General features: G+C 37.7%; 13 protein-coding genes. 7 read left to right on the top strand and 6 right to left on the bottom strand.

Annotated features, from left to right (window positions below):
- The first annotated feature begins 4 nt into the window (after positions 1-4).
- Positions 5-1,108 carry an alpha-hydroxy-acid oxidizing protein gene (locus N0O92_RS06235; protein WP_315613793.1) on the top strand — a complete coding sequence of 368 codons (1,104 nt, stop codon included), beginning with the start codon at positions 5-7 and terminating at the stop codon, positions 1,106-1,108.
- Between the two features lie 223 nt (positions 1,109-1,331).
- Positions 1,332-4,202, top strand: a complete 2,871-nt coding sequence (locus N0O92_RS06230; protein WP_315613792.1) for an ATP-binding protein — start codon at positions 1,332-1,334, stop codon at positions 4,200-4,202.
- A gap of 94 nt (positions 4,203-4,296) precedes the next feature.
- Here N0O92_RS06230 and N0O92_RS06225 read toward each other — a convergent pair whose 3' ends face one another.
- Positions 4,297-5,448 carry an acyl-CoA dehydrogenase family protein gene (locus tag N0O92_RS06225; RefSeq protein ID WP_315613791.1) on the bottom strand — a complete coding sequence of 384 codons (1,152 nt, stop codon included), beginning with the start codon at positions 5,446-5,448 and terminating at the stop codon, positions 4,297-4,299.
- Between the two features lie 145 nt (positions 5,449-5,593).
- Positions 5,594-6,088, bottom strand: coding sequence for a L,D-transpeptidase family protein (locus N0O92_RS06220; protein ID WP_315613790.1), 495 nt, complete (start codon positions 6,086-6,088; stop codon positions 5,594-5,596).
- 193 nt (positions 6,089-6,281) lie between these two features.
- Between N0O92_RS06220 and N0O92_RS06215 the strand changes: the two genes are divergently transcribed.
- Positions 6,282-6,428 (top strand): YycC family protein, encoded by a 147-nt coding sequence (locus N0O92_RS06215; RefSeq protein WP_315613789.1) that lies wholly within the window; start codon positions 6,282-6,284, stop codon positions 6,426-6,428.
- 103 nt (positions 6,429-6,531) lie between these two features.
- Here the strand turns inward: N0O92_RS06215 and N0O92_RS06210 are convergent, their stop codons facing one another.
- Entirely contained in the window at positions 6,532-7,494 is a 963-nt protein-coding gene (locus N0O92_RS06210) for a D-2-hydroxyacid dehydrogenase (RefSeq protein ID WP_315613788.1), read from the bottom strand.
- Positions 7,495-7,779: 285 nt separating this feature from the next.
- The gene (locus tag N0O92_RS06205; protein ID WP_315613787.1) at positions 7,780-8,640 is read right to left on the bottom strand and encodes an MBL fold metallo-hydrolase; all 861 of its coding nucleotides are present in this window, start codon (positions 8,638-8,640) and stop codon (positions 7,780-7,782) included.
- A gap of 129 nt (positions 8,641-8,769) precedes the next feature.
- On the opposite strand from N0O92_RS06205, the gene gloA2 reads away from it, so the two are divergent.
- A complete protein-coding gene (gene gloA2 / locus N0O92_RS06200) occupies positions 8,770-9,153 on the top strand; it encodes an SMU1112c/YaeR family gloxylase I-like metalloprotein (RefSeq protein ID WP_315613786.1) in 384 nt (127 codons plus the stop codon).
- A 96-nt stretch (positions 9,154-9,249) separates the two neighbouring features.
- Entirely contained in the window at positions 9,250-9,453 is a 204-nt protein-coding gene (locus N0O92_RS06195; RefSeq protein ID WP_034628840.1) for an alpha/beta-type small acid-soluble spore protein, read from the top strand.
- A gap of 79 nt (positions 9,454-9,532) precedes the next feature.
- Here N0O92_RS06195 and N0O92_RS06190 read toward each other — a convergent pair whose 3' ends face one another.
- Entirely contained in the window at positions 9,533-10,237 is a 705-nt protein-coding gene (locus N0O92_RS06190; RefSeq protein ID WP_315613785.1) for a hypothetical protein, read from the bottom strand.
- Between the two features lie 208 nt (positions 10,238-10,445).
- On the bottom strand, positions 10,446-11,351 hold the full coding sequence (locus N0O92_RS06185; RefSeq protein ID WP_315613784.1) for a hypothetical protein: 906 nt from the start codon (positions 11,349-11,351) through the stop codon (positions 10,446-10,448).
- 215 nt (positions 11,352-11,566) lie between these two features.
- Here N0O92_RS06185 and N0O92_RS06180 point away from each other — a divergent pair, with 215 nt between their 5' ends.
- Both N0O92_RS06180 and spoIIAA read left to right on the top strand, forming a co-directional pair.
- On the top strand, positions 11,567-12,730 hold the full coding sequence (locus N0O92_RS06180) for a D-alanyl-D-alanine carboxypeptidase family protein (RefSeq protein ID WP_315613783.1): 1,164 nt from the start codon (positions 11,567-11,569) through the stop codon (positions 12,728-12,730).
- Between the two features lie 170 nt (positions 12,731-12,900).
- Positions 12,901-13,251, top strand: coding sequence for an anti-sigma F factor antagonist (spoIIAA, locus tag N0O92_RS06175; protein WP_315613782.1), 351 nt, complete (start codon positions 12,901-12,903; stop codon positions 13,249-13,251).
- Position 13,252 lies beyond the last annotated feature (1 nt).

Raw genomic sequence — 13,252 nt, 5'->3', positions numbered from 1 at the left:
CGAAATGACACAGGTTGGTTTTCGATCTCCTGAACAATGGGAGCAAATGGCGAAAGAGCAGTTAGATAAAGGAGCTTTTGAGTATATTCAAAGTGGTGCTGGAGTAGAAGATACCTTACAAGCCAATATAAACGGGTTTAAAAAATGGCACATTGTTCCTAGGGTGCTTAGAAATGTGGCGAATGTTGATAGTAGTTCAACAATACTTGGTTTGAAAACGAGCGCTCCGTTTGCACTTGCACCGGTAGGGTTTCAAACGATCATTCATCCTGAGGGAGAGTTAGCTGTTGCAAAAGCAGCAGCTGCCGAGAACGTCCCTTACACAGTTAGTACTGTTTCTACTTATTCGATGGAAGAAATTGCAGAAGTGATGGGTGATGCACCGCGATTCTTTCAGCTTTACTGGCCAAATGATGAGGATATTGCATTAAGCTTTGTAAGACGAGCTGAACAAAGTGGTTATTCGGCTATTTTTATTACAGTTGATACACCAATGCTCGGCTGGAGAGAGCAGGACAAATCTAACAAATATTTTCCTTTGAGAAAAGCTCAAGGGTTAGGGAACTATTTGGTAGACCCTGTGTTCCAAGAAAAAGCAAGAATTACACCTGATTCAGATTTAGAAGTGGTAATAAAGGAAGTAGCGTCGCGTCTTTTCAATCCATCTTTAACATGGGAAAACATAAAATGGTTGCGGACAAAAACAGACCTCCCTCTTGTGATTAAAGGAATTGTTCACCCAGATGATGCCAAACTCGCGGTTGAATATGGAATGGACGGAATTGTTGTTTCTAATCATGGCGGTAGACAATTAGATGGATCTATTAGCAGTATTGATGCACTACCAGCAATAGTAGAAACGGTTCAAGGGCGCATTGAAATTGTATTTGATGGCGGGGTTCGCCGTGGAGTAGATGTAATTAAGGCACTTGCATTAGGAGCTAATAGCGTTTTGATTGGTAGATTGTATGCTTATGGATTAACAGACGGCCAAGACGGTGTCGAATCGGTTATCGCTCAATTAAAAGAGGAAGTCCAGACCGTACTAGCATTGACAGGTGAGACAAACGTTAAGTCTCTACAACAAGTAACTTTAAAGTCTATGTAATAATAGTGATGATAAAAATGTCTTTTCATTTTCACGTGTAGCAACTACATGATGAACAAGAAAAGACATTTTTTTTGGTAAAGATAGATACTTTCCTATGGAGATAGTTAGGTTGTATAATGAAATAACTGTCGAAATTTGCGGTGAAGCTTACAAAAGTGGTAGCTAAATTATGAGTCTTCGAATTAAATTGATTGATAAGACGCATTGGGGGAAAGAATGAATGGCTAACTGGAAGACATTCTTTGATCAAAGTATTCGTAGAAAGTACCTAACAGTTATCGGAGTGACACTAGCAACTGTTATAATCATCTCAATTGGTTTCATTTATTATATGCTTACAACACAAAGTCAATTAGATGCAGAACGAGATTATTTGCAAGAGAGAGTAGAAGTAATTGATAAACTGAACAATACTTTAAATCATCTCATCTTAAATGCTCGAGCGTATTATTTAATACATGAAGAGGCTAACAAAGTGAAGGTGGATATACATTTAGATGAATTAAAATCCATTATTGATTACTATAAAGAGTACCCTATTCATTCAGAGGAATATCGATTCGGAGTAGATCTTAATCGTTTTTATATGGGGTATAAGTACTATACATTTGACCGGGTCTCAAAAATGGCCTTGGAATCAAGATACGATGATATAAGAGTGTTTAATCGGCAGAACCAATCCTCAGATGATATTCGTGAATTTCTAGAGGCAATGGAAATCCTTAAAAATGAAACAACTGAGGAATTAGATCATGTGATTAATAAATCCATTTCACAATTAAAGTTCTTTACCATTGGACAAGTTATTTTTAGTTCATTGGTACTTATCTTATTCATTTTTTTAATTGGGAGAATTTTACGAGATGTTATACGTCCTATTGAAGAACTTGAGGAAGCAACGGACGCTGTCGCAAAAGGTGAGTCATTTAAATTAACAAAAATTAATCGCAATGATGAGATTGGTTCTTTATCTAATGCTTTTATTAAAATGGCAAGGACGATTCAAGAGAAAGAGGAAGAATTAACCGCACAAAATGAAGAGTTAATGGCACAACAAGATGAATTGCATTACCAACAAGATCAACTGGAAACGACTTTATCTGCTTCAAAGCAAACAAAAGAAAAGTTGGAGCGATACTATAAGTTAAGTCAAGCATTGACGTTTACTCTTGACAAGCAAGAATTGGTGAATGAATTGCTTTATAATTTAAATGAGCTTTACTCGTTTGATGCTAGCATTATTGCTCTTACAGCAGAGGACGTTTACACATCGAAGGGGTTACCGAAAGAAACCGTTGAACGTTTTAGAAGAAATGTGATCGAACAGCAGTATGCTAGATTACAAGATGAAGAATATTATGTTATTAAAAGACTAGCTGATTCATCAGAACGTGGGATTTCAACAAATGAATTATATTGCTATGATTTTTATACAGCTTTTCTAGACGGAAATCATCAAGAAGTAGGTGTCTTTGCAGCAACTAGAGTGGGGAGACCTTTTTCCGAAGAGGAAATGAATGAGATACACGGTCTCATGAATCAAGTTTCATTATCGTTTGAGCGAATTAAGATGTATGAAGCAGTTGAATATTCTCGAAAAATAAACCAGGATATTATAGATAATGTAAATGAAGGCATTCTATTTGTGTCAGCTACGGGTGATATGATTCATCATAATGACACACTATGTAAGTTAGGAACTTGCAGCGAATGGGAGTTAGGAAACATTCAAACGAAAGATGAGTGGATAAATGATTTTGTCGCTAGAGTGAATGAACCTGCTGAATTATCAGCGTTCTTTAACGAATCCCTTGAACATTGTTTTGACGAGACGAAGAGCATGACTTATTCAATTGAAGGGGATATGGTACGTTACATTGATGTTTATGCCACTTCAGTATTCCAAAAAGGAGAAAAAGTAGGAACGGTCTTTGTTCATCGTGATATAACAAAAGAGCATGAAGTAGATCAAATGAAGTCCGAGCTCGTAAGTACAGTTAGTCATGAATTGCGAACACCGCTTTCAAGCGTTCTTGGCTTTACGGAACTTTTGATAACGAAAGACCTAAAAAAAGAACGTCAAAAAAAGTATTTAACAACGATTCATAAAGAAGCAAAACGGTTAACAAACTTAATTAATGATTTTCTTGATTTACAGAGAATGGAAGCAGGACAGCAAAGCTACGAGATGGAGCCATGTAAAGTCGATGAAGTAGCGATGGAAGTCGTTCGTCAATTTAAGCATGAAAAAAACCATGATGTCTTTTTTATAGATGAAGCTCAAAATGTAGTTGTACATGGGGACAGAGAACGATTAATTCAAGTGTTTACGAATTTAATGAGCAATGCTATAAAATTCTCGCCTGACGGTGGAGATGTAAAGATTCATTTAAGAAATGAACAACACTTATTACACATTACTATCCAAGATCAAGGCTTAGGTATTCCTGAAGATGAAGTGAAACTGTTATTTAAGAAATTTCATCGAATTGACAATAGTGAGAGACGGAAAATTGGAGGAACGGGTCTAGGATTAGCAATTTGTAAAGAGATAATAGAAAAGCATCAAGGTACGATTTGGATTGAGTCAACAGAAGGAAAAGGAACGACGATTCATATCAAGATGCCACTTTTAGAAACTAGACAGGAAGAACTTGTGAGTGATGAGGTGTTGCAAGGTCAAGACAGTGTTAATGTCATGATTGTTGAAGATGATACAAGTTTAGCACTGCTTCTGTCGGAAGAATTAAAAGGAAAAGGATTTAAGGTTATTCATCATAGTGAACCTTCTCGCGCATTAAAAGATGCGATGAAGATTCCACTTGTGGGAATAGTAGTAGACTTAATGCTAGGGGAGGAAATGAGTGGTTGGGATTTAATTCAATGCTTAAAAGAAGAAGAGAAGACAAAGCATATTCCCATTGTCATTTCATCTGCATTAGATAAGCCTGAAGAGAAAGTAGAAAAGTATCAAATTGACAAGTATTTAACAAAACCTTTTCCACCACATGAATTATCAACAACAATTGCAGAATTCCTCCTTCATTCAGAAACGGGAGATGTTCTATTTCCAGATAACAAAAAAGAGTAGAGAGTAGAGAAAGGCCCTTACCATTATGGTGGTAAGGGCCTTTCTTACTTAACTCAAAAAATTGTTGGAATTGTCGTCTCTCTCCTTCAGGTTGTTATTCGGAACTAGTAAAAGCTTGTGAAGCAAGAAGGAGAAGGGTGCGATCATCCATAGGTGGATTATGTAATCCTGCACGAACATCACGATAATACCGTTGAATCGGATTATCCTTGAATAAACTTTGAGCACCTACCACTCTCATTGCTCTATCTACAATCATAACAGCACTATTAACCACATGGTATTTCACAGCGCCAAGTTCACCTTGCATTTGAACTCGCTCTTCAGCAGTAGAAACATCCCATTTTTTTGCAACACTATAAAGGAAGTGACGAGCTTGAATCAAGTCTGCTTCATTTTCTCCAATTTTCACTTGTACGTTTGGTAGTTCTTTGATGGAGGTTGATAAGCTGTTAGGAGAATACGTATTAGCAAAGTCAATAGCAAAATTTTGAGCTGCTTGTGCAATACCTAAATAACAAGCTGGAATATGTAAAAGCCAGCCGGCTGGACTTTTCTTACCAGGATGAATGACTTCAAGGAAATGATCATTTGGGATACGTACATTCTTTAAATATAAATCATGACTTGCCGTTCCTCTCATCGCAATTGAATTCCATGTTTCTTCTATTTTCACTCCAGCTGCGGACTGATTAATTAAAAAATTCCCAACTTGGCCATCCTCCATCGTTGCGGAAACAATAAAATAGTCGAGGGCAGGAGCCATTGATGTAAAGCTTTTTCTACCTGTAATGATCCAGCTATCGTTTTCCTTTTTTGCTACTGTTGTTGGCTTTCCACCACGAGTAGGGCTTCCGGTTTCAGGTTCAGAAGCAGCAGCATTTACTAATTTTCCTTCGTGTAATACTTCATAAAAAAGGCGATCAAGTATGGTTTCAGGCCAGTTTTGACTTTCGGAAATTTGCGTTATGAGACCCATATGCCAACCAATTGATAATGAGGTGGAGCCATCATATGTAGCAATGGTTTCTTGTAATGGAAGCCATTCAGCTAGCGGAAGACCTTGTCCACCATATGATTTTGGTACAGTTAACGTAGTATATCCAATCTTCTTTAAATCTGCTATGTTTTCCATCGGGAATGTGTTCTCTTCATCGTGTTTTTTTGCGCGAGTTGAAAAAGGTTGAGAAGTGAGTTGAACGATTTTTTGTCGCTCCTTCAATGACTGTCCGATTAGTAATTTCATAAACTTTCCTCCGTTCTTCCTGTTTTCAACAGTTTATCATAAGAAGCGGAAGATGAAGAATGGATTGCTTAGAGCTTATTAAAAGTGAAGGGGATGTCTTTAAAGGATGATAGATGAATGGTTAGAGCCATCCCCTTCCATTGTGTTAGGGTCTTATAAATACAGCGGTACCAATAGGGACCGTCCGAGCTAATTCTTCCACATCCTGATTAAACATTCGAATGCATCCTCGTGAAACATAGTGGCCTATTGACTCAGGATCGTTCGTACCATGAATGCCATAGTGTTTTTTTGATAAACTCATCCACATCGTTCCAAATGGTCCCCCTGGATTAGGAGCTTTATTAATGATAATAAAGTCTCCTACAGGAGTTTCATGAAGAACTCGACCAACCGCAACGGGGTAGACTTTTTGTATTTGATCATGAAGCATTAAAGTAAGGGTCCTATTTGAAAGAGAGACGTTAATGGAATAAGGGATTGTTGCAGGAGAAGGATATCCGGGAATGTTGATTGCTTGCCCTACAACAATTATATCTGGATCGATTTGAGGGTTAGCCGTAATGAGTTGGTTTAAAGAAACACGATAATCTTCAGAAATTGAAAATAGCGTTTCGCCTAATTGAACGAAATGAATCATGTTGCATCCTCCTTTCTACTTTGTATAACGTATGTTTGTGAAAGATGAACAGAACGCTTTTTCTACTGGAATTTACAAGGGAATGAATTAGAGAAGATCGTTCGATTCTTTAATGATAAACAGACATCCATTGTAACGGTTAGTTGGATTATGGTTAAATAGAAGAAGATCAATAAGAAAAGGGAGACTTCCTATGAAACCATTACAAATTTCAGCTGAAACAGCACAAAAACTGTCAGAATCCTTAAAAGTACCAATTGAACAAATCATGCATATGCCTCAGCATATTCTGTTAGCGAAGCTGGCTGAATTACAAAATAGTGAGAAGAAAGAAGAGTAGATCTTACATGTTTGTTTATTAGAAATGAGGTAATGCAGAAGAGTAGAAAAACCTTCGCATTACCTTTTTAAAAGGAGAAAGCGGTACGTAATTGAGGATATGCTTAGTAGCCTTTTTGATAATCAACCACGTTTATTGAAAGAGGTTCGTTCATTAAATAGTTTTGGAGATTTGGAAGCAAAACGTCCTCAACGACCCGTTTATCGTAATAAGCGGTCGATCCAGCTGTATGAGGGGTAATAATGACATTATCATGCTCCCAAAGAGCACTTGTTGATGGAAGTGGTTCTTGTTCAAAAACATCTAATCCAGCCCCGGCAATGTCCCCGTTCTCCAAAGCGGTTACTAAATCTTTTTCGACAATGATTGCTCCTCTCCCAATGTTAATTACAAAGGCAGTTGATTTCATTAACTTAAATTGTTCTGCTCCGAATAAAGAAGTTGTATTCTCTGTAAGAGGCAAGGTGATAACAATATAGTCACATCTTGGAAGAATGGAATGTAATTGATCAATTTTATACATTTCATCGACATATGGTTTAGATTCTCCAGAATGGCGAATACCTAGCACCTTCATACCAAAAGCCTTGGCTATTTTGGCTGTTTCCTGTCCGATTGCCCCGACCCCAATAATTCCAATCGTTTTTTCATGTATTTCTAATTTCATATTCTCATGATGCCATTTTTTCGTTTGTTGGTTTCTTACATAGCTATGTATCTTTCTAGTTAATCCTAACATGAGGGCAAAAATCGTTTCAGATATTGGATAGGAGTGAACCCCATTTGCACTTGTCACTTGTATGTTTCTAGATTGCAATTTTTCAAGAGGTAGGTAATTGACTCCAGCGGTACATGTTTGAATCCATTGTACGCTTGAATTCTCTTGAAAAAGAACGTCCTTCATTTCTTTTTTCCAACCGGCAATGATTTCTGCATCATTTAAATGGTTTTCCCATATTGAACGATCTCTTCCGATAATGAGCTCCCAATCTGGCAGAATTGCTTTAATTTGTTTTGTGTACACGTCGTCGAGATTTTGTGTAACAATTAGCTTTCTTTTTGTCATTTTCGTGCCTCCTCTAACATGTTTCTTTTATTTTAACAAAGAATTGGTAAAAAAAGTGAAGAACTCCTTTTGAAGACGAAGAAGATCCTACATCTTGAAGGTGAGCATCTTGACAATTTTTTAGTCTAGTGAAGGTTAGTTGGAGTAAATTTGCCAACACGATTAGGCAAGAACGTCTTTTGTCGTTCCTGTTGAAGAAGGAGTTAGGCATGAATTTTTTCTAAATGTTGAAATATATAAAATGGGTACCTAAGGTCAATAAAAGCCTTTTAGGTACCCTTATTTTTAGTGAACGGTTGGGTCTACATAACGACCGTAATCAGGAATAGCAATTTTATCAAAGTCTGCAGCCAATTTATCAAGACTTTTCGTTAATTCCTCTCCATACATAGGAAGTCCATGACCAGTTATTGCCACCGTTGGTTCTAAGTGCTTTAAAATCCCGACCGATTCCCATGCAGCTTCCCAGTCAGTTGTTAAGTATCTTGGAGGACCATTGATTTCTTTTTGTTGAGTTAAAACTTTGTAAAGGGAGTCTTGTTTCACTGTGACAAAGGCATCTCCAGCAATTAATGCATTGTCTTCAATCCGAATGAATGAACAATGCCCTGGAGTATGCCCAGGGGTATGAATCCAACGCCAACCAGGCATTTCTGGAATGCGGTGATCTTTAGGTAGTTCTTTTAACCGACTTCCAAGTTGTGTTGGACCATTAGGGAACATACCGGACATTTTAGCAATAAGGCCACCTTCAACACTCGTATCTGGTTCTGGATAGCTCTTTTCTCCTGTTAAATATGGAAATTCAGCTGAATGTGCATAAATAGGCACGTCCCATTTCTCTGCTAAATCAACTATCGCTCCTACATGATCAAAATGTCCGTGGGTTAATACAATCGCACGTGGCGGGTGAACAGATCCGAACTTGTCTCTTAAGGCATCCAAAATATCATCAGCAGATTTTGGCATTCCGGCATCAATTAATACCCAGCCTTTTGCTTTAGAAGGATTTCCAACAAAGCATACATTGACGACTTGAACGGGTAAGCAATAAATTTCGGGAGCAACCTCTTGAATCACCCCATTTGAAATTGAGGTGATTGGGATAAACTTATTATCTTCACTATAATGCATTTCTTGGTCCACGTAATTCCCTCCTAATGTCGATATGAACAAGCTTAGTTTTTGACCTATTCAATGTTTTATGTAAGAAGCATAAAAAAAGCAGTTGGAGTGTTATAATGGAACAAATTATCTGTAGGAGGATGTAATTTCATGTTGAAGCGAATTCATCACACGGCCATAATATGCTCGGATTATTCGATATCAAAGAATTTTTATGTGAATGTTTTAGGGTTGAAAATAATAAATGAAACACATCGTATTGAACGTAATTCTTATAAATTAGATCTTGAGATTGGGGATAGTCAAATTGAACTTTTTTCTTTCGAGAACTCACCAGAAAGAGCGAGCTACCCTGAAGCAAGAGGGCTCAGGCATCTTGCATTCGAAGTGGAGAATGTTGAAGAAAGTAAAAGTTGGTTGGAGAGAAAGGGAGTAGAGGTAGAGCCTGTTCGAATTGACGAAACAACAGGAAAGAAATTCACTTTTTTTTCAGACCCTGATGGTCTCCCACTTGAGCTCTATGAAGCTAAATAAATACGTCATGAAAACTTTTCCAACAAAAAAGTTGAATAAGTTTCTTCGATCTTCACACAATAGTTACTGAATACGAACAAAGCGAGGTGAACAGAAATGGCAAGCAACAACAGTAGTAACCAACTATTAGTTCCAGGAGTAGAACAAGCTCTTGACCAAATGAAGTACGAAATTGCTTCTGAATTTGGTGTTCAACTTGGCGCGGATGCAACTGCACGTGCTAACGGTTCTGTTGGTGGCGAGATCACCAAGCGTCTAGTTCAACAAGCTGAGCAACAACTTGGCGGTTCTCAGTTCTAATTAAAAATCCCTGGCCCACAAATGTTTAATCATTTGGACCCCGTCACTATGACGGGGTCTTTTACACTTTGGGAATCCTTTACTTATCATTAGAACGAATATCTCCGTGAATGTCGTACGTAATATCCTGAAAAGTGGCAGTTAAGTTTGTATCTGTGTAGTTCATTTCCGTTTGTGGTAAATAGTAAGTAACTTCTTCACCGATTAATAAGAAATAATCTTTAAAAATATAGCGTGAAGAAATACGCTCAGGGGCTGCGTACGTATCGTTTTGCAAAGTAATTTGATAGTGATTCTTATCTTTGCAAACAATGAGATGAGAATGATCGCTACACTCTTTATCCTGTAATGAGTGGAATTCAGCTAGCAGTGGTTTGGCCGAATAGGTTGCTTGTAATGCCTTTTCTACATTTTGAGGATGTTCCTTCCTAAACTGTTGTTTGAGCAAGGCAAAGTTCTCTAATTCTTCATTGCTCGGAAGATAATCTGAGCGGAATATTCGATCAAAATAACTTTGCTCTGTATAAAAAAGCATGATATCTGTCTCCAAACTAGAGTAAGCTCGGTCAAGATTTACAAGCCAGGAATAGTCATGTTCCTCATTAGTGGGTATGGCATCGACTGCCTCGACATAGATATCATAAGAATTATTTACATCGCTATAGGAACGAACAATCGGGTCCGGAAGCATAGAGACATAGATATAAATAAAAGCAATTCCAATAAGAAGTCCGCTAATATACTTCCCTCTGCTTGTTTTAGGAATAATGAAAAATAACCCCAAATACGCAATCGTACATAATAGTAGGCTTATGATAAAGAAAGGGAAGGTCAAGTATGACTCAAAAAACAGACCGAGCCCCCTAGTGTAATCATTCCTAAAAAAACAGAGAACCTTACGTTTTTTTGTTTGAAAGCGATAAACCAAGCAAAGGATAAGGCAAGAATAATAAATGCAAGTTGTAGATAATGTAAAATAACGAATCATTCCTTTAATGTATTGTCGAGCTTCTAATAGAATAGCCACCATTGATGCGATAAGAATAGCCTTCATATGCCCATTTTAGAGAGTCGGAACTGTATTGTAAAGAAGAGTAAGGGACGTAATAAGTAGTTTCGCCACCTGTGATTAAGAAATAACTTGATAGTAAATGAGGTCCGCTTACTTGGTGATGGTTTGCTCTCACTCCTTTTTGTAAGTCGATGACAAAGAGATCTTCTTTAAGACAAACCGACATCGTTTCATCTTTGTGGCATTGGCCGTCTTCCATTGCTAAGACAAGAGGGAGAAGGGATGTTGCTTGGTGAAAATTGCGAAAGATGTTATCAACAGTTTGTTCATGTTGTAACTCCATGTTCTTTTCTAGTTTCTTAACATACTTCATCTCCTCAGAAGAGGCAATGAAATCGTAACCGATCAAACGATTTGTATGGGTTTGATAACGATAGAAGTCATCAAAGGTTATGTACAGTTCGTAATGGACTTGGCTCCACTCATCTAACCAGTTTCTGTCTTCTTCTTCCGGGACATCGGTTGCTAGCTTTAGATAGTTAGTATAAGAATCTTCTACATCTGAAACAGTTAACCCATAAGGTTCAAACATGGAAGTATGAACAAAGTAAATGGTAAGAAGAGAGGCGAGTGTAATTCCTACATACCGTAATCTTTGTTTTCGTGAATCGTGCGTGTAATAATAAGCAACTATTCCTGTAAAAAGGCACAAAATACCGAATAAATAAACGGTATAGGAGATAAAGGGTTGAATGAAAAAAGTAAGAAAACCAACTTGGATTAATAACGTGATAAAAAATGTTTTTCTGTTTTCTTTTCGCCACACGGTAACAAGGCCAATGATAAAGATGACGATTGGAATGAATACTTCAGGCAGTTTTTCCAACTCATTTCCTGATTTTAATGACTTTCTCCTATCCTACCATATGAAAAGAAAGGGATCTAGATTAAGAAATTTCGTTTATTTTGTAGAAATCTATGTATAAATACAGTCTCGTTGGGAAAAATGGGGGGTAGCCAACTTGGGTGAAGTTTCCTTTTTAGGAAATAGTAAGTCATGCCTAAGGACGACTATGAATATGAGATGGAGGTCGGATGGAGATGAGGAAAGTTCTATCCAGTATTTTAAGCGTATGCCTAGTGTTAGGTTTACTAGCACCAATGGCAAGCGCTGAGGAACAACAAGCAAAATTAGCGGAGAAAGCCTCTTCAGCAATTGTCATTGAACGTGATACGGGCGAAGTAATTTTTGACAAGAACAGTCATGAGAAACTTCCACCCGCAAGTATGACCAAGATTATGACAATGTTGCTTATTATGGAAGCAATTGATAAAGAATCTCTTGCTTATGATGATATGGTTCGTACGAGTGAGTATGCTGCTTCAATGGGTGGTTCACAAATTTTTCTAGAGCCAGGTGAAGAAATGAGTGTGGAAGATATGCTTAAGGCAATCGCCGTAGCCTCAGCAAATGATGCATCGGTTGCTATGGCAGAGCATATCGCTGGAACAGAAGAAGAATTTGTTGTGATGATGAATGAGAAAGCAAAAGAATTAGGACTTGAAAATACAAATTTCATTAATACGAATGGGTTGCCGGCTGACAATCATTATACGACGGCCTACGATCTCGCGATGATTTCAAAAGAACTCCTTAAGTATGATGATATTACAAAGTTCACAGGGATTTATGAAGATTATTTGCGAGCTGATTCGGAAGAAGATAAATTTTGGCTTGTTAATACGAATAAATTAGTTAAGTTTTATCCTGGTGTGGATGGGTTGAAAACGGGGTACACGCGTGAAGCGATGTATTGTTTAACAGCTACTGCTGAGAAAAACGATATGCGTGTTATCACGGTGATTATGGGAGCTCCTTCACCGAAAGAAAGAAATGCTCAAATCACATCGATGCTTGATTATGCATTTAGCCAATATCAAGCACACAAATTATATGATAGAGATTTTGTGTTAGCAGATGTGGATGTGAGTAAAGGCGACAAAGATCACATTCCAGTTGTTACATCAGAATCAGTATCTATTCTTACGAAAAAAGGAGTAAAGATTGACGATGTGACAGAACGTCTTGAAATTGATGCTAACTTACGTGCTCCGGTCAAAAAAGGTGACGTCATAGGAACTCTTTTTATTGAGAAAGAAGGAGAGATTTTGAGTGAGACCCCTTTAGTAGCTGGAGATGATGTGTTAGAAGCATCATGGTGGAAGTTGTTTAAGCGTACGTTAGCGAAATTTGGAGCTGCATAACTCCTTTTGACAACTTTTTGCGAATGAGGACTAGTTTTGTCACCTTGCAGGAAGCCAAGAGGAAAAAGGCGAAATTCTCTCTAGCAAAGATGTGTAGTGTACCTTTTAAAAAAAGAGGTTCCACTATACGTAACTCATGATTATTGAGCGAACTAGAGGGAGTGATGGAAATGAGTTTACAAATTAATTTAGAGCAAAAAGGAAGTGTACTTCTCGTTAGGTTAGAGGGGGAGCTTGACCACCATACAGCTGAGGAGCTACGTGGTCAGGTTGAATCCGTGCTAGCGGATGGCCAAGTAAAGCACATTGTCTTAAACTTAGAGCTACTATCTTTTATGGATAGCTCTGGATTAGGTGTCATTTTAGGCAGATATAAACAAGTCAAAGCAAATGGAGGAGAAATGGTGGTATGTGCTATTTCACCATCTGTAAAACGTTTGTTTGAGATGTCAGGACTGTTTAAAATTATCCGTTTAGAAGACAGTGAACAATTTGCTTTACAAACTTTGGGGGTGGCTTAAG

The sequence above is a fragment of the Alkalihalobacillus sp. MEB130 genome (assembly GCF_032335535.1).
GTDB lineage: Bacteria > Bacillota > Bacilli > Bacillales > Bacillaceae_D > Halalkalibacter.
This window is presented reverse-complemented; position numbering and strand designations above follow the sequence as displayed.

What these genes read in the sequence shown, in the direction of transcription:
- N0O92_RS06235 (WP_315613793.1), top strand. Translation starts at nt 5, where the DNA reads ATGACACAGGTTGGTTTTCGATCTCCTGAACAATGGGAGCAAATGGCG.
- N0O92_RS06230 (WP_315613792.1), top strand. Translation starts at nt 1,332, where the DNA reads ATGGCTAACTGGAAGACATTCTTTGATCAAAGTATTCGTAGAAAGTAC.
- N0O92_RS06225 (WP_315613791.1), bottom strand. Translation starts at nt 5,448, where the DNA reads ATGAAATTACTAATCGGACAGTCATTGAAGGAGCGACAAAAAATCGTT.
- N0O92_RS06220 (WP_315613790.1), bottom strand. Translation starts at nt 6,088, where the DNA reads ATGATTCATTTCGTTCAATTAGGCGAAACGCTATTTTCAATTTCTGAA.
- N0O92_RS06215 (WP_315613789.1), top strand. Translation starts at nt 6,282, where the DNA reads ATGAAACCATTACAAATTTCAGCTGAAACAGCACAAAAACTGTCAGAA.
- N0O92_RS06210 (WP_315613788.1), bottom strand. Translation starts at nt 7,494, where the DNA reads ATGACAAAAAGAAAGCTAATTGTTACACAAAATCTCGACGACGTGTAC.
- gloA2 (WP_315613786.1), top strand. Translation starts at nt 8,770, where the DNA reads ATGTTGAAGCGAATTCATCACACGGCCATAATATGCTCGGATTATTCG.
- N0O92_RS06195 (WP_034628840.1), top strand. Translation starts at nt 9,250, where the DNA reads ATGGCAAGCAACAACAGTAGTAACCAACTATTAGTTCCAGGAGTAGAA.
- N0O92_RS06180 (WP_315613783.1), top strand. Translation starts at nt 11,567, where the DNA reads ATGAGGAAAGTTCTATCCAGTATTTTAAGCGTATGCCTAGTGTTAGGT.
- spoIIAA (WP_315613782.1), top strand. Translation starts at nt 12,901, where the DNA reads ATGAGTTTACAAATTAATTTAGAGCAAAAAGGAAGTGTACTTCTCGTT.